15 protein-coding genes are annotated in these 17,666 nt (G+C 47.6%); all 15 read right to left on the bottom strand.

Annotated features, from left to right (window positions below):
- Window position 1: 1 nt before the first annotated feature.
- Window positions 2–949 carry a protein kinase domain-containing protein gene (locus Q9R46_RS26700; protein WP_311282414.1) on the bottom strand — a complete coding sequence of 316 codons (948 nt, stop codon included), beginning with the start codon at window positions 947–949 and terminating at the stop codon, window positions 2–4.
- Window positions 933–1,685, bottom strand: a complete 753-nt coding sequence (locus Q9R46_RS26695; RefSeq protein WP_145415425.1) for a VWA domain-containing protein — start codon at window positions 1,683–1,685, stop codon at window positions 933–935. Before Q9R46_RS26695 ends, Q9R46_RS26700 begins: the two co-directional genes overlap by 17 nt.
- An 81-nt stretch (window positions 1,686–1,766) precedes the next feature.
- Window positions 1,767–4,274, bottom strand: a complete 2,508-nt coding sequence (gene spoIIE / locus Q9R46_RS26690; RefSeq protein ID WP_311282413.1) for a stage II sporulation protein E — start codon at window positions 4,272–4,274, stop codon at window positions 1,767–1,769.
- A gap of 501 nt (window positions 4,275–4,775) precedes the next feature.
- Window positions 4,776–5,303: a S1 domain-containing RNA-binding protein gene (locus Q9R46_RS26685; RefSeq protein WP_090924622.1), complete on the bottom strand. Its 528-nt coding sequence runs from the start codon at window positions 5,301–5,303 to the stop codon at window positions 4,776–4,778.
- 198 nt (window positions 5,304–5,501) lie between these two features.
- Window positions 5,502–5,837: a septum formation initiator family protein gene (locus Q9R46_RS26680; protein ID WP_145336394.1), complete on the bottom strand. Its 336-nt coding sequence runs from the start codon at window positions 5,835–5,837 to the stop codon at window positions 5,502–5,504.
- Entirely contained in the window at window positions 5,830–6,423 is a 594-nt protein-coding gene (gene yabQ, locus Q9R46_RS26675) for a spore cortex biosynthesis protein YabQ (RefSeq protein WP_311282412.1), read from the bottom strand. The genes Q9R46_RS26680 and yabQ overlap by 8 nt, the downstream gene beginning before the upstream one ends.
- On the bottom strand, window positions 6,420–6,704 hold the full coding sequence (gene yabP, locus Q9R46_RS26670; protein WP_090924619.1) for a sporulation protein YabP: 285 nt from the start codon (window positions 6,702–6,704) through the stop codon (window positions 6,420–6,422). The genes yabQ and yabP overlap by 4 nt, the downstream gene beginning before the upstream one ends.
- Before the next feature lie 168 nt (window positions 6,705–6,872).
- Window positions 6,873–7,151 (bottom strand): RNA-binding S4 domain-containing protein, encoded by a 279-nt coding sequence (locus Q9R46_RS26665; protein ID WP_090924618.1) that lies wholly within the window; start codon window positions 7,149–7,151, stop codon window positions 6,873–6,875.
- Entirely contained in the window at window positions 7,151–7,423 is a 273-nt protein-coding gene (locus tag Q9R46_RS26660; protein ID WP_090924617.1) for an HU family DNA-binding protein, read from the bottom strand. The genes Q9R46_RS26665 and Q9R46_RS26660 overlap by 1 nt, the downstream gene beginning before the upstream one ends.
- 304 nt (window positions 7,424–7,727) lie before the next feature.
- Complete coding sequence (gene yabN, locus Q9R46_RS26655) at window positions 7,728–9,221, bottom strand: bifunctional methyltransferase/pyrophosphohydrolase YabN (protein WP_311282411.1); 1,494 nt, start codon at window positions 9,219–9,221, stop codon at window positions 7,728–7,730.
- A 306-nt stretch (window positions 9,222–9,527) separates the two neighbouring features.
- Window positions 9,528–11,303: a putative polysaccharide biosynthesis protein gene (locus Q9R46_RS26650; RefSeq protein WP_311282428.1), complete on the bottom strand. Its 1,776-nt coding sequence runs from the start codon at window positions 11,301–11,303 to the stop codon at window positions 9,528–9,530.
- Between the two features lie 224 nt (window positions 11,304–11,527).
- A complete protein-coding gene (gene spoVT, locus Q9R46_RS26645; protein ID WP_090924614.1) occupies window positions 11,528–12,070 on the bottom strand; it encodes a stage V sporulation protein T in 543 nt (180 codons plus the stop codon).
- 343 nt (window positions 12,071–12,413) lie between these two features.
- A complete protein-coding gene (locus tag Q9R46_RS26640) occupies window positions 12,414–13,559 on the bottom strand; it encodes a peptidylprolyl isomerase (protein ID WP_311282410.1) in 1,146 nt (381 codons plus the stop codon).
- The gene (gene mfd / locus Q9R46_RS26635) at window positions 13,543–17,070 is read right to left on the bottom strand and encodes a transcription-repair coupling factor (RefSeq protein ID WP_311282409.1); all 3,528 of its coding nucleotides are present in this window, start codon (window positions 17,068–17,070) and stop codon (window positions 13,543–13,545) included. The genes Q9R46_RS26640 and mfd overlap by 17 nt, the downstream gene beginning before the upstream one ends.
- Window positions 17,071–17,409: 339 nt before the next feature.
- On the bottom strand, window positions 17,410–17,640 hold the full coding sequence (gene fin / locus Q9R46_RS26630) for an anti-sigma-F factor Fin (protein WP_090924611.1): 231 nt from the start codon (window positions 17,638–17,640) through the stop codon (window positions 17,410–17,412).
- Window positions 17,641–17,666: the final 26 nt, after the last annotated feature.

Raw genomic sequence — 17,666 nt, 5'->3', positions numbered from 1 at the left:
ATCAAAAACGTAGTGCATAGATAAGTACACCGATAAGTAGAATTACCGATAGAGCAAATGCATTTTTCAGCCATCGCGGTGTGCTGCTTCTGGAACGCCGGCGCATCTGTATAGGACGTGCCATCAATTCCTTCCACGATTTTGCAGCATGGTCTGCATTCTGGAATTGTCCCCGTAAGGCCACAATGATCCACTCACGAAAAGGAGCCAGCCGTTCGCTTTTTTCCACCAACATCACAAGTTGATTCACATTCCGCAATTGCGGGAGTCCATCTGTAGCCAAAGACTTCAGCGCGTCCGCTTCCAAAATGTGAATCATCAAAAGCGCATAGGCAAACACATCATATGTAGCATCTGCAGTTCGGCTACCTGCATTCCAAAATCCCCGGTCATACCATTCCGTGAACTGTTTAACACTTCGTCCAATGGACGTTACCCCGCCATAATCAATCAACTCGACATGACCGTAATCGGATACGAGTACATTTTGAGGTTTGAGATCGCCAAATACCCAGCCTGCCTGATGTAATTGAGCAAGTCTCTGCAACAATCTTAATCCAACCAGCAGTGTCCAGTCCGTTCCCTGACGCCGAATGAAATGATGGAGAGCCTCCCCCCGAACGTAGCGCATCACATAAAAAGGAATATCCCGTCCACGAACGGCATAATCATCCACATCTTTAAGATAGGAAGGAATGCCGCTCTGCCGAAGGGCTTCATGATTACGCTGTAACTGAAATGATTTGAGTACATTGATCTCCGATTGCAAATCGACCGGATCAAAACCCATTTTGAGCGCATAATGTTTGCCATTTTCTCCACGCTGGACGAGGAAAACAACCCCATTGGCGCCTCTGCCCAGCAACTTTCGAATCGTATACCGACTTCGGTTCCATTTCCCCGTAATGACGGTTCCCGGCGGGAAAGAGGCATCAGACAACGTTGTCACCGAGCATCCCTTCTCTTTCAATGCGATAGTTCCCTTCTATTTCCTGCTGTTCCTCCAGTGTACCATAACGGTAAAAATCAATCACCTTCTGAATTGCAGGGCCTGTCGGCGTTGCCCCCTTTGTCTGCAAGCGTCCGAACAAGGAACGAACACGTCCGGGATCATCGGTCCAGTCGATGTCCATTACCGCATCCTCTCCGCTGTGGCGGCCTGGAAAATGAAATACAGATAAACGACTTTTGCCTACTCGTGCCTGCAGGCTTAACATCAAATCCCGAATCCCTTCTTCTACTGCTGCCAGTTTCGGTTTCATACTAGCACTGACGTCAATCAGAAGCGTGACCTGCAGGGCGGCATTTTCTGTCAGATTGTCAATCACTTCCACAACCTGCGAGCGCTGGGATGGTTCCAGATCCGTTACTGTCTTGGTCCCCTTCTCTCCCAAAATTTGTGTTAACTCTCTATTAACCGCCTGTTGAATGGTCTGAACCACTGTTTTTCTCGTCATCATCTGCATCGTATGCGCAAGCTGTCTTGTACCTACAATCTGACTAATGCCTCCGCCAGCTCTCGCAATATCCTCAATCTCCCGACTACCCAGCTCACCAATCGTGCCATAATCAATTACACCTACGACATTGACTGTAATACCCTCTTCGCGTGCCTCCGCCGCTGCCAGTACCGGGCTTACCCCCACATTGGAACAACCGTCGGTGATCAACAAAATTTGTTTCATCCGATATCCCTCCGTTTTTCGTACTCTCCAACTCTATGACTAGCATTGCCACATTGAAGAGAGTTCAAACGGATTCCCGGCTTAACTTACGGTGCGCGGACGCTCCATACGATTAATACCAGGTACACGCAAGGTGGCCCATTCCGGGCGATAATGTTCAACTTTACCCACCACAACAGTCATGTCATCCAAAATCTCCTGCTGCTGATAACGAATAACACTCTCAAGTAAGCAATCTGCAAGTTCTTGCGGATCATCCGTATGAATATCCTGAATAAGCCGTTTCATCCATAGCTCTTTATTGACCGCGTATCCTGGAGCATCGTAGATTCCGTCTGTCATCATGATCAAGATATCACCCGGCTGTAACTGAAGGGTAACCAGATCGACCTCAATATCTTTAATGATCCCAATCGGTAGATTGCTCGCTGAAACTTGAATAACCTCCTGCCCACGTTTAATAAAGCTTGGGGTCGAACCAATTTTCATAAACGTTGTCTCTGCCGTATATTCATCGATCAGTGCCATATCTACTGTGGCATACATCTCCTCTGGAGAACGCAGCATCAGCACCGAATTGACAGATTTGATTGCTAATTTCTCGTCCATGCCCGATTGAAGCAGTTGCTCCAAAATATTTAATGCAGCACTGCTCTCCATACGAGCCCGTTCCCCGTTGCCCATCCCGTCACTAAGTGCCACTGCAAACGTACCGTTGCCAAGCTCCACAGTGCTGAAGCTGTCTCCCGACATCACATCGCCTCCTTTGGCGGCGGCAGCTACACCTGTTGTAATCTCAAATGTCTTCGCTGAACCGAAGGTCACGGTGGCCAGTCCCTGACGGGGATCAGTCATGGTCTCATGCAACACAGCAATATGCTCGTCCAGCACGTTAGAGATCAGCGGAGCGATCATTTTACGGCATTCATCAAATCCTCTTGTATAAGCATGTACAATCTCAATCTCCACGTTGCCAGCTTCCAGATTGATAATCTCTATAGAATGAATGGATAGTCCCAATGACTCCAGCGCATCCCGAATTTCTTCTTCCTGCTGTACCATCTCCTCGCTTTCGCGTTGAATTTCTTTGGCCAAGTCTTCCATCACCTGGGATACTCCGGACAGTTGCTCAGCAACCAGCTGACGGCTATCCATAATCTGGCGTTTCCATTGCATATTATGCTGATGCAGGCCATATTGGGCACGCATCACTTCAAGTACCTCCTCCGGCTTGGCACAGACCCGGTTCCATTCTGCCGGAATTTGTTTACCTGACAGCTCCGGGTCTGCCTCAATGGAACTCATCACATCGGTCATATAGCTATACGTTTGAATAAATTTCGCATCCCAGCACTGTGCACGCTTAAAGCATCCTGCACAGGTTCCCTCAGCAACTGCGTTCATAAAGTGATCCATCCCGCCTTCTTTGTGTACCGGCTCCCCCGTACCGGACATCTGATCGAAGCTGCGTGACAACTGACGGAATACCTGTGAGAAGCGCGTTACTCGCTCGGCCGTAATATCCCGAATACGTTTCGCATATTCATGCTGGGATCGGGTATGATCCTGTGTGCCTGGTACGTACTTGGAGATGGCTGTGAACATGCTTTTTGGTGTTAACATAAACAGCACGATAGCTGTGCACGTTTCCCACAAGGAATTCATCACGTCACTCGGACCGCCCAAATATATTGATAGAATAGATGAACCTAGCAACATCCCTAGGGCAACCCCCATACGTTTTCCTTCACGAAGCATACCCGCTAACATTCCGGCAAAAGCAAGCAGACTCATCTGATACACAGCAGACATATCGGCGAGACTCAGAATCAGCCCTGTAATCACTCCTACCGATGCACCCAGGGGGGCTCCGCCCACCAGCGCAAAGACGAGAATGAGATAACGGGAGAGCATATGCTCCACCGAAAGAGACTGAATGGTCCACCCAACTGCCCCGGTCATCACGGAAGCCAGCAGGATGATCAGGCACAAAATCTCCTCGTTCTTTAGGCTAAACTTTTTTTTTCGATACGTAAAAATGGGGATGGCCTGAATGAATACAAGGGTTAATACGAAACTTAGCACGGAATCCATGGTTAGCATCATCATCGCATACCAACTTAACGAAGGCCCAATCACAACGGCGAATAGCTTCACCATAAAAGTTGTCGTAAACACCATCGCTGGTGCATAAGATAATTCAGCACGGTCGTAAGACTCGAGCCCTCTGAACAGCAGATAGAAGATGGCAATCTCAGAGGCCACAATTAGAGAAACCGGAAATGGTGCAAACAGACTCCCTGCGAGTAATGCCGCACCAACGGGGATGATATAATCCCTGCGCATAAAAGCAATCACGGCAAAGTATGCAATGGCAAAAGGAGATAATTCATTCAGGATCATCGCCTTTCCCAGTAAGAATCCCATAAAAGTAAGTAGCAACACCCACTTGCGAGATACCATAGCCTGGACAGCCTTGCGGGAACCCAGCCATTGTTTCAGACGTACCGACAGCTCCTCACGAGCTGTAGCGCCTCCCTTGCCTGTTTTCATCCCCGGAAATTGAATGACATTCCACTTCTCCATCATGCTCAAGGCACCCCATTCGATTAATATGATTTCGTGTTTCACTCTCGATGGTTCTGATTATAGATAGAATAGAAGACGTAGTTTGTCAGAATAGCTGGACGAGCTTCGAAAAGTTTACGACAAAAGAAACCGCTATGGCGCGGTGGTGCGAAACCCTCGGCCTTATTGCGCTTTCTAGCATTTTTAAGCAGACTGTTGAACAGTGGCATGTCTGATTTTGAACGGGAAGTTAGAGGGTGTCGTCATGATCTGAGCAGAATAACTGGAGAATGCCATGGAAACCTGTCGGTAAAAAATGGAAGACGACAAATGTTCTTATTCTCCCCTGCACAATGTAAATCATGAAGAAATCGTGTCGCGTCTTACCTAAAAATAAACTCCTGACCGATGTTTCATCGAAATATGAATGCTGGTCATCCGATTATATAAAATAAGCACAAAAAAACCGTTAGCCAGCAGGCTAACGGTTTTAATTATATATTCAAATCAGGTTGAAACAGATTACACACGCTTAGCGCCACGGCCACCACGTTTGCCTTCTGTATTCTTCTTGAGCGAAGAGATCCGTTCCTCGCTATCTTTCAGGAAGCGTGACATTTTATCCTCAAATGAAGGTTTGCCTGCTGCGGGCTTGAAAGAACGGCCTCCGCGGTCACGGTTAAATCCACCGCCGCCACCACCACGACCTTGGCCACCACTTGGGCCGCCGCCGCTGAATCGTTCGCGATCTCCTCCACTGCGTTCCGGTCTAGGAGCTCTTGGGGGTCTGGATTGAGTTTGTTGCTCTACCGGTTTGTCAACAGCCTGTTTGATGGAAAGTCCGATCTTGCCGTCTTTGTCAACGTTGATAACCTTTACTGTGACTTGGTCATTCAGCTTCAGGTGGTCGTTGACATCTTTGACGTAATTGTCGGCGATTTCCGAGATGTGAACGAGACCCGTGACACCTCCTGACAGATCCACAAATGCTCCAAAATGCGTGATTCCTGTCACCTTGCCCTCTAACTTGGTGCCCACTTCAATTGCCATAGAATAAAATGATCCTCCCTTAAAAATATACAACCCGATTTTTTGATTGCCAAAATCATGCTGTGCTAAATGTAATTATACCTTATGCCATAAACCAAGGTCAACTGAGCACTACCCCATTGTTAAGCCTATTTTTTCCGGTTTACGCGCATCAGACTCATGGAAAACAAACCTTGCTCAGCAAAAGACTGGATTCCATCAGTTCCCTGACCCTTCGACCTGAATTGGTGTTTCTTCAGGAAGATAGTATCCTTTTTTCCGTGCCAGCTGTCCTATGTATTCAGGGTCCTTCAACCGACTGACCTCATACTTCAGCTGCTCGAGCTGTTTCTGCGTATCCTGCTGCGAAGTTTGCTGTGTGGCCAAGTAATCACTCTTGTCCGAAATTTGCGCATTCTGTACAAGAAACGTATATCCTGCCCAGATCGCAAACACAGCAACAAATGTTAACCAAAGCATCAGACGCCTTCGTGCACCAGCAGACTTTCCCTGATTAGCTGGGCTCTTCTTACTACCCACAGGTGCTCTACTCATTCCCCGGACGACCTCCTTGAAACCAGCGTTTCCATATCGCTGCAATTCTTGTACCCGCTTGGATCATCCACCCAGGCGTTACCCAATATCTCAGTAGCGGCCTAAACATCCAGCGGAACAATTTGCCGAAAGGGATTAAACATTGTAGCACCACCTTGCCCAGGAATAGCAGGATCGCGATGACGAAACCAAATAATACGCGAACCAATCTGTATATTCCCTTCGCTGGCACAACAATCAGGATGTTAAGGATATGTCCACACCACTGGATGAGTGTTCTCGCGAGTTTAATTAACATTACCACAAAACGCTGGGTTGTAACACTTAAAAGCCAAAAATAGAAGCAAACTCCGATAATCAGCCCCAAAAAGACATAAAACCGCAACTGTCCGTGGTTTCCGGCATACAACATCCGGAAAACGAACAGTGCGGAAGCGACCCAATACAGCAGGTCTAACGTATGGATGCTCCACCTTGGAAATTGCAGCTGTCCTGACAGTACCCGGTAACTGTCATAAGCTACACCCATCACAACTCCCGATAACACCATCCATGTCAGTGTGATCCACTGCGCATCCAGAATCATCGGAACATCTTGCCAAACAGGCCTTTACTGTTTTTGGACTGGGAACCGGGATCGAGATACTGAAGTGAACTAACCGTACCTTCAATGGATAAAAGACCTTCCTCCAGGCTCAGGTTTTTGATATGTAAATTGTGCCCCCGGATCGTCAGATGCCCAAGTTCGGTCTGCAACAAAAACTCCTCACTGTCAAAGCTCTCCACATTCGAAACCCCTGTTAGATCCAGCAGTTTCCTGTTTTGCATGTTTAGATAGTGTTGTTTAGCTTTTCCGTGCTCAGCCATGGCATGTACCCCTCCTTCTTTAGTACATAGCTTATGGATGAGAAACCCGGATTAGAACTCCTGTCTCTTTGATCTTTCCATTTGTCTCTGGGAAAAACATAAAAGCGTTCTCCCTTTAATAGGAGAACGCTTCATTTAAATGATATAAAGATGTATCAGAAATCCCTGTTACCAATCCATCCCGTTATCCTTGGCAATCGGCTCTTCCTTAACCAAGGTATAGAGGCTGCTTGCCTCATCCTTCTTGGTACTCTCAGCAAGACGCTCCACCTTCACGGTGACTAGCTTCTGACCGAACTGAACCGTCAGCTCATCGCCTACCTTTACAGCAGCGCTGGGCTTGGCTTCCCGTCCATTTACAAGAACACGTCCCTGTTCAGAAACGTCCTTGGCTACAGTACGGCGTTTGATCAACCGAGATACCTTCAGGAATTTATCAAGACGCATTATTTTACAGCTTCTTTAAGTTTGTTACCTGCTTTGAATGCAGGAACAGTGGACTCAGGAATCACAATCTCATTCCCTGTTTGTGGGTTACGTCCTGTACGACCAGAACGTTTGCGGGTCTCAAAAGTGCCAAAGCCGATCAATTGTACTTTGTCTCCGCTGGCAAGTGCATCTGTAATTTCTCCTAAAAAGCCGTTCAATACGGACTCGACATCTTTCTTTGTCAAACCGCTTTTGTTTGAAATGTTGTTGATCAGGTCTGTTTTGTTCATGTTAAAAGCCTCCCAAATTAAAAAAAAAGTATCTGCGAGCCTTGGCTGTTTTAGAATAACCAAGTTGATTCTCGCACGGTTACTACACATGTATTCTGGCTTTCATGCTAAATTCCTGCCTTGACCAACGACTTTTTTTAACTTATGCCGTTGCATGACAGAGAATCATCTTAGTCCAGTACCCGATATGATGTCTCTTCAAACACCAGACTCAATATAATGCTGAACACATGTTCGTATCATCATAACACACTGCCGAGCCTGATGGAATACGGTGTCTGGGTATTTTTACACATCAGTAAAATCAAAGCCCGGCCTTCTTTGCCTGTTGCCAGAACCGTTCCATCTCTTCTACCGTACTTTCCGCAGGTGTTTTGCCCTGTTCACGCAACCGATCCTCAATGTACTGAAACCTTGCCACAAACTTGCGGTTCGTGGCGGCAAGAGCCTCCTCCGGATCTGTATCAATGAAACGTGCCACATTCGCCGTGGCAAATAACACATCACCGAGTTCCAGCTTGCGTGCTTCTGCATCGTGCCCTTGTTGTACCGCTTCTCTGAGTTCAGCCAGTTCTTCTTCGATCTTGGCAAAAACGCCCTCCACATCATCCCAGTCAAAGCCAACCTTCGCGGCTTTCTTCTGGAGCTTATATCCTTTCATAAGTGCAGGCAGATCACGGGGGATACCGTCCAGTACAGAACCTTTTTCTACGTCCTGGCCTTTACGTTTTTTCTCCTCTGCCTTCATCTGTTCCCAGTTTTGCAGGGCTTCATTCGCGTCTTCCGCTTGATTATCGCCAAATACGTGCGGATGGCGGAAAATCAACTTGTCATTAAGTCCTTCTATAACGTCATACACGTTGAATGTGCCAACCTCTTCCTCCATCTGAGAATGCAACATAATTTGCAACAACAGATCACCCAGTTCTTCTTTCATGTGATCCGGGTCATCCTCATCGATCGTTTCAATCACTTCGTATGTCTCTTCAATCAGGTTTTTACGAATAGACTGATGTGTCTGCTCCTGATCCCATGGGCAGCCACCCGGACTGCGAAGAATGTTTACGATCTCGTGCAATCGCGCGAAAGAACGGCGACGTAATGCATCATCTGTATTTTTCGGCAAATAGATCAGCGACAGGTTACCATATCCGGGGGTACGATCCAACTCATGCAGGGGTACCTTATGAATGACTTCCTGATCTTGTACGCCAAGTGCATGGCCCACAAACACCGGATAATCATCCGGGTATACTTCCATTAGACATAGCTTCACATCGGATGCAGTAAAACCATCATAGACTTGTCCAATCAACGTATGAAGCTGGGGTTGTATCAGTTCGGGACTCAGGCTACTGGCATCGAGCAGTTGAAAGCCTTCAATAGGGTCGAATCCCAGTCGGATAAAGGCTTCATCCAGGAAACTCTCTCCGCCCATAATGCGTAACGAGATGCCCTGCTGCGGACAACGTTCCTTCAAAAGCCGTACACTGGCTTCGGCTACCATTGGATGGCCTGGTACGGCATAGACAATCTCTGCACCTGCATCCCCGTTACGAGCCGCCTCGATCAATTGGTTCGCAATCTCATCATATACTTCCGGGAAGGAGGATTTGGACTCATAGATCGTGTCAAACGACGTCATCTCTAGTCCTTCCTGCTGTAAATCATTCAACACTGGATGATCCAGTGTGCGTACATATAAAGTGGTTGCATGTTTCATTTTTTTAATGATCCCTAATGTCAGTTGGTCTGCATCTCCAGATCCTAAACCCACTACTGTCAAAGCTGCACTCATTACACTTAACCTCCATCCGAACCATCCTGCTTTTCCGGGCTACCTCTAACTCATGTAACATTTCAATGTGCGCATGAGCATCTCTCTTTTTTATCTGAACAGGATGGCGCTCAATAATTAAACGTATTATACCAGAATCTGTCGATATCCTATAATTGCATCTGCGTGGCTGCTTCATGCTGTTCAGTCGCACTGGCCCTCCATTAACTTGTAAGGTTGCCAGACAGACTGTAAAGGTACCCACAAGCGCAGCGGTACCATAAGCATGCGTAGCAGCATCTATACACCGTAGCAACTGTGATTTGGCTAGCGCAGTACACGCAGTCTGCGCAACAGCTTCGCCAGACGCGGCCCCAGCTTCGGTAAGGCCGCCAGCTCTGCGGCGGTCAGTAACCCTGTCCGGGCCGCGGCCAGCACAAACACGGCTGCGCCTGCGGCAATGCCCAGCAGGCTCACGCCCATCGCAGCCGGCCGATGCGTGGCTGCGATGCCCAAACCGCCGAGCACTGCTTCGGTGGCCCAGGCCATGCCTAGCGCCGCCAGACTCATGGCGGCGATTACCAGCGCCGGCTTCGCCAGGACGGCGCCAGGGGCAGGGCGCATGGCGGTGAGCCGCGCCAGAAGCGCCACATTCAGGCCAGCCGCCAGCATGTAGGCGGCTGCACCCGCAAGTGCCGCGCCGCTGATGCCCAGCGCCGGCACAAGCATGACGTTCAGCAACACCTTGACGCCTGCGGCGGCCAGCATGCTGAACGCAGGAGCACGCACGGCGCCGAGGCCCTGCAGCAGCGCCGCCGCGATGATGCTGACGGTGCTGCCCGCAGCCGTCAGCGCCATATACCGCAATGCTTCGGTGCCTGCGGCATCCCCGTACAGCATGCGGTTAATCGGATCTGCCAGCACCGCAAGACCTGCGGATGCCGCCAGACCGATCAGCCAGAACCAGCGTAGCGCCAAGCCTGCTTGCTGTCTGACGGCTTCTGGCCCGCCCTTGAGACGCGCTTCGGCCATCGCCGGAATAAACAGCACCGAGAGTGACGTGGCAAGCATCGTCACCAGCTGCACCAGCGGCAGTCCACGGTTGTAGATGCCAAAGGACACCATCGTTTGCACGTCGTCCAGCCCTTCACCGCGTAGCAGACGTGGAACGGTAAAGGTGTCCACCAGATTCATCAGGGGCACTGCCAGTGATCCAAGACAAACCGGAATGGCATAGATAAGCAAAGTACGTATCCATTCGGCATTTGAGCGTCTGATCACACGAGCTTGACCGCTTCTTCCAACTACCGCAACGTCATGTTCCACTGCTCCGGTATTTGAGCGTTCTCGGGAAGCATTCGCGGACAGTCTAGTCTGACTAATCTCCCTCGGTTGCTCCAATTCCGCATAAAACACTTCTGAATCCAAAGACTTTTCACATACTGCCTGCTCTTTCCACCGATGTCTATATACGAATCCCAACATGACGATAAGCCCCGCACATCCTCCGGCTACCGAGCCTAACATTGCCCCTGAAGCAACTGTTTCAAGCGAAGCATCCTGTCGAATCAGCCACAATAACACCACAATCATGACCGTTACCCGCACCGTCTGTTCGACCACCTGAGATACAGCTGTAGGCACCATCTGTTGCATCCCTTGGAAGTATCCACGTAAACCTGTCATCAGCGGAACACATAACAAGGCTAAGGATGCCGCACGGATGGAAGGAATCACATGCTGATTTCCAATCAGACCTGCGATCCAAGGTGCACTTCCATACATCACCACCGCGGTAATCATGCCTAATCCGCCGAGCAGCATCGAAGATAATCGTATAATCCTTCGGCTCTCGTCTGGTCTGCCAAGGGTGTTCTGTTCAGCTACGAATTTGGATACAGCCAAAGGCAACCCAGCCGCAGCCAGCGTAATAATGAGCATATATAACGGATAGACCGTGTTGTAGATACCGAAGACACCGTCTCCCCCCAGATTTTGAAGGGGTATCTTTTGAAAAGCACCAATGATTTTGGAGATAATGGCGGCAAGCCCCAGGATAAAAGCACCCTGTAGCAGCCTTGTTCCTGAAGATGGCTGTTTTATCAATTTCCCGGTTCCTTCCATGTGTATTCTGGCCTTCAAACGAAGCATAAGGCTTTCTTTGCTATTATACCTGCCAGAAGGCACACAATACGAACATCCTCTGATCATCAACTTGTGATCAGATGTCATCGGAGTACCTGTGTAAACACCTGTAGTTCATCTTATATGTAAAAAGCAAAAACTCCCGTATGCCCGGTTCAGGCTCACAGGAGTCCATCTGCTATCTATTGTTCCATTTGTTTGCCGAGGAAGCCTGCAGCCGTCTCAGCCATTTTAGTCTCCATCTGAGACATTTTCACGGATTCATCCTTGTTGAACAGGATAACGGTTCCGATGGGATCACCACCAGAGATAATTGGCGCGATAACAAAAGAGGATAACGTCTCGTCATGATCTTTGCTAAGCTCATAAGTACCATTGGTTGCTTCCATAATCGTCTTACGGTTTTCCATGCAACTCTCCACAAGGCTGCCAACCTGTTTATCCAAATACTCTTTCTTGGAGCCGCCTGCCACCGTGATAATGGTATCCCGGTCAGAAATCATCGTAACGTGACCTGTACTCTCATACAGCGATTCTGCATATTCTTTGGCAAAATCACCAAGTTCGCCAATAGGAGAATATTTTTTAAGAATAACTTCTCCATCCCGATCCACAAAAATTTCAAGCGGATCTCCCTCACGAATACGTAACGTACGACGGATTTCTTTAGGAATGACCACACGACCCAGGTCATCTATACGGCGGACAATACCAGTAGCTTTCATTTACATGTTGCCCCACTTTCTCGAGAAGATTTTTCAACTACTGTTCCTTAATGGGTAGAGGAAAGTCCCAGAACGTTTAGTGTGATTTCTTGACCATAGTATTCATCTGTTCCCATATCCTTATACATGCTTTGCGGAATATCGTGAATTAACTTTTTTATAAAGTGACAAAAATTGTCTCTCTACTCGTTTGCGCTCCATGTAAACAAAAAACGAAGCAACAGAAAGAACCGTGGTTCTCCCGTGCTTCGTTATAGGTTGTCCATATTACAATGAGTATAACCCGTTTCAGCGCACTTCTTAGGCTTCCCTGAGACGTATGTTACAATCGCTGTAAATCAAACTATTTACTGCTTGTACCTTCTTCGGTTTTTGCATCTTTATCTGTTCCTGTAGTACCTTGATCGGTTTTCGCATCCGTACCTTTTGAATCGGTTTTTGATTCATCTGTTTTCGTGCCTTCTGTTCCAGTACCTGTTGTACCTTCAGTAGTGCCTTCCTCTTTTTTCTCCGTCTTAGGAAGCTTCACTTCTTTAACGATTTTGTCCAGCTCTTTTTGCATAAACGTATCGATCTCTGCAGCAGCCAGCTGGCTTTTCAATGTTTCTTTTTGTTCCGCTGTCAACTTGGAGAAGTCCGCTTCTGTGCGAGCTTCCACTTTCATAACGTGGTAACCGTACTCTGTTTCAACAGGATCACTGATTTTATTCAATGGCAGTGTTTTAGCAGCTTCTTTGAAAGCTTCTACCCAAGTTGAAACAGGTGTATCTTTATACAATCCACCATCAGGTACAGACCTAGTGTCATCTGAATATTTTTTCACGATTTCAGCAAAATCAGTTCCGCCTTCAAGTTTCGCTTTTACTTCTTTCGCTAACTTCAATGCATCTTCTTTCTTACGTTCTTTCTGTGTTTTTGAATCCGTGAATCCGATCAATACGTGACGTACAGAAGCGGTTGTGAACTGATCCTTGTTTTTCTCAAACTCTGCCTTGATCGCATCTTCGGTTACGCCTGTTTCTTTATCTTTGATTACTGTCATGATCCGAGTCATGTAGTCTTTAATATTCTGGTCTGTCAAATTTTGAGCTTTCAACATCTCAGTCCATTGCTCTTCCTTCACGGAAGCCTTCATTTTGTCGAATTGTTCGGATGCTGTTTTGGCTCCGGCCGTTTTGGCTTCTTCACTTGCTTTGCCACTCAAATATTCATAAGCAATTTCTTGCTTCACCAAGTATTCCTTAAAATCATCCATATCCATCATCTGTGCATACTCTGGATAGAGGAATTTCATAACACGTTGTTCCATGTCGAATTCATTCGCTGTAATTGTGCCACCATCATACGTAGCTACAACAGCGCTGTTATCTGTCGATTCTGGTGCTTTTGCTTCTTCCTTCTTGCCACATGCGGCAAGCAAGGACAGGGACAGTACTGCTACCATACTTACGGACAGCACTTTTCCCGCTTTTTTATACTTTGCTAACATCTTTTAGTTCCCCCTTTGATTTAAAAGCAGTCTTCATGGACTCCAGAAACTTTTCTACCAGCTCCATCAGTTGCTTATCCCCAAGACCCTTGCCTTTGACATGAATCAGCATATGGGGTCCTTGTTCAAATTGTACACGTCTTTCGAACTGATTTCCAATGTGCGCGATTTTTGACAGCTCGAAGGCATGTTCACGTCCTTCATAAAACTTGACCGTGAGATCATCTCCACGCTGCGTGATGGACTCAATACCGTAGATTTTGCCATATACTTTGAGGCGGGCCACCGCCATCAAATTGATTACAGCCTCTGGCAGATCACCGAATCGGTCAACCAATTCGTCTTCGAGTTCCATCGCGTCATCGAAGGAAGCAATAACAGCCACCTTTTTATAAATCTCAATCTTCTGAATACTGTCATAAATATAATCGGATGGCAAGTAGGCATCGATACTGAGATCTAGCGTTGTATTCCACTGATCGGAAGGAACAGGCTCTTCGCCCAGCATGGTAACTTTACGTTTGTTGATCTCTTCTGCCAGCATCTGTGAGTACAGATCGAACCCGACGGAGGCGATAAAGCCATGTTGCTCTGCTCCAAGCAAGTTACCGGCCCCGCGGATGGACAAGTCTCGCATCGCGATTTTGAAGCCCGAACCAAGCTCTGTGAACTCCTTGATCGATTGCAGACGCTTCTCGGCAACTTCCGTAAGCACTTTGTCCCGTTGGTATGTGAAATACGCATAGGCAATCCGGTTAGACCGTCCTACCCTTCCACGCAACTGATACAGCTGGGAAAGTCCCATTTTGTCTGCATCATGCACAATTAGTGTATTTACATTTGGAATGTCCACACCTGTTTCAATAATACTCGTGCTTACCAGTACATCATACTCTCCGTCCAGGAAGTCGAGGATCGTCTTCTCCAGCTCGGTTTCTGTCATCTGTCCATGTCCAACGCCCACTTTGGCTTCTGGCACCAGATCCGAGATTTCGGCTGCCATCTCCTGAATGCCTTGTACCCGGTTGTAGAGATAATATACCTGACCACCACGGGCCAGCTCACGCTCAATCGCCTCACGAACAAGCGCCTGGCTATGCTCTACCACGTAGGTCTGAACGGGGAAACGGTTCTCTGGCGGTGTCTCAATAACGGACAAGTCACGTACACCCAACATGGACATGTGTAAAGTACGCGGAATCGGGGTTGCCGTGAGGGTCAACACGTCCACGTTTGTTTTGAGCTTCTTGAGCTTCTCTTTATGTGTTACACCAAAACGTTGCTCCTCATCGACAATAAGCAATCCCAGATCTTTAAATACCAGATCCTGTGACAGCAAGCGATGCGTACCGATAACAATGTCTATTGTACCGGCTTTGATACCTTTGGCCGTCTCATTCTGTTCCTTGCGGGAACGGAACCGGCTAAGGACATGAATATTGAACGGATAACCGGAGAAACGCTCACGGAACGTTTCATAGTGTTGCTGAGCCAAAATTGTGGTCGGAACCAGTACCGCCACCTGTTTGCCCTCGATTGCCGCTTTAAATGCAGCCCGAATCGCAACTTCAGTTTTCCCGTAACCAACGTCTCCACACAATAAACGATCCATGGGACGGTTTTGTTCCATATCTTTTTTGATTTCTTCAATCGCGCGCATCTGATCACGTGTCTCGTCGTAAGGGAACATGTCTTCAAATTCCTGCTGCTCTGCGGAATCCTTGTCGAACCCATAGCCTTTAGATGTTTGACGTTCTGCGTACAGCTTGATCAGATCATCAGCGATATCCTGAACGGATGAACGAACCTTATTTTTAACCCGTGTCCACTCGTTACCGCCCAGCTTGTATATTTTCGGCTCCTTCTCTTCGGAACCCACATATTTCTGAATAAGATCAATCTGTTCAATCGGAACAGACAATTTGTCGCCGCCTGCATACAGAATGTGCATGTAGTCTTTGTGAATACCAGCAACCTCAAGCGTACCAATCCCGAGGTATTTACCAATTCCGTGGTTCTGGTGAACGACATAATCGCCCACTTTCAGCTCGCTATAGGATTTGATACGCTCGGCATTATCGATGTTTCGAATCGGTTTACGGGCTTTACGCTGCTTCTGTGAGAACATCTCACCTTCTGTGATCACCGCCAAATGAATGGACGGCATCTCAAATCCCGTTTGCAAATTGCCATTCAGCATCTCCGGCTCAGGAATGTCGTAATCCTGCAATACCCGGCGCATCCGGTCCATCCGTTCCTCGCCATTCGCAAGCATCAACACCTGAACACCGGCTTTCTGCCAGCGTTCCATCTCCGCCTTCAGCACGTTCATCTGTCCGTGGAAATCCTGCATGCCCCGACTGATAAAGTTCAGAATATTCTGTGGCTGGGTATGCGGAACCTGACGCAGAAAGATCGACATAAAGATGGTCTGGAATGGACGCTCATAGAGCAAATCATCCCCATCTGCCGATAACGGCAGATCTGGCAAGGTTTTTCCATTTTGCATCAGATGCAAGTTCCACTCCGATTCGTCTCTGTCCAGTTGTTTCGAGGTTTCCGACAATCTCGCCGGCTCATCCATCACTAGAATGGTATCTTCTGGCATATAGTCATAAATCGTTTTATTTTCAGGATAAAGCGGGGAGATGTATTTGTACATTTCCGAAAAATAGACATGCTGACGCAGCAACTCAATCTCCCGATGCATCTCTTCCCGAAGGCGCAACTTTGCCTGGCGATCCGTCATTTTCTCCAACTGCTGTTCAAGCAAAATGGCAGCCGTATCCGCTGCCTTCCCCATACGTTCCCGATCAGCGATTAATTCTTTACATGGCAAAACAGTAATTTCCTCTATCCGTTCAATGGAGCGCTGATCCGCAGGGTCAAATGTACGAATGGAATCGATTTCGTCGTCAAATAACTCCACCCGATATGCAATCGATGAAGTCACTGGATAGAAGTCGATAATGCCTCCACGTACACTCATCTCTCCGCGAGATTCAACTCGCTCTACCCGTTCATAGCCAAGCGTTACCATCTCAAGCAAGAACGAATCCAGTTGAAGCGTGCTGCCTTGCTTAAGCTGGATATGTGCATTTGCCATGACTTCCGGCAGTGGAACATAACGTCTTACCCCTGAAAAAGGAATGACAACAATGCCCCTGAAACCCTGAGCGCAACGGACCAATACTTCTATGCGCTGAGCGAGTGTTTCCGGACTAGATACCGCCGCCTCAGCAGCAACAAGTTCATTCGCAGGATAGATCAACACCTGATCTGATGAAAGCGCTTCCTGCAAATCTTCCGCTATTTTTTGTGCAGCAAACATATTATGTGTCACGACGAGCAATGGTCGATTCATCTCTTGGTGTAGCGTAGCCAGCATAATCTGACGAGCCGAACCGGATAGGCCCGAAACCAATTGCTCCTTCATGCCGGATTTAACCCCGGCTGTAATGGACGCAAAGTCCGGATCTTTGGAAAAAGCCTGTATGAGTGCTTGTAACAAAAGGGGCACCTCTCTTATAACTTTCTTGATTATAGATTATGCACATCAATGTGCAGCATCTTCGGTCATTGGAATTTTTAAAAACTGGATACTTATTCCTTTTTGTCCTGTTTCATCATAAAGGATTACTCCAAACATTTCCACATCTGTTCCTACAGGACCACTCTGAATTCTATTACAAAGTTGAATACACCATGGATTCTGTTCCAACTGAAAAGAAGCCTCAGCAGGCTGCCAAGGCTATAAAAAGGGCAAACCGCTGTAACCGCGGTCATCCTCTCTGTCATTTTTCAACATTTATCCATTCAATTGCATGAATTGAATCCCTACAGGCAATAGCTACTGGAGCGGATTTGCAAGCAGGCTCAGCTCGGGGTTGTGTTCCAGCGCTTCCTTACAATAATCGCATGTAATTCGAACGGTAACATCACCACCGGAATTATACGCTATTATATCCCTCCGCTCGTCGGGGGTCAAGAAATGAAAACCGAGCTGTGCTTCCGTAATTTTAGCCGAATCAATCTGGCCAATAAAGGTACGGCAATGCCGACATACATAATTCACTGACATAATTATGCCTCCTGAACATGGTTTAT

The organism is Paenibacillus sp. RRE4 (assembly GCF_031844205.1).
GTDB lineage: Bacteria > Bacillota > Bacilli > Paenibacillales > Paenibacillaceae > Paenibacillus > Paenibacillus xylanexedens_B.
This window is presented reverse-complemented; position numbering and strand designations above follow the sequence as displayed.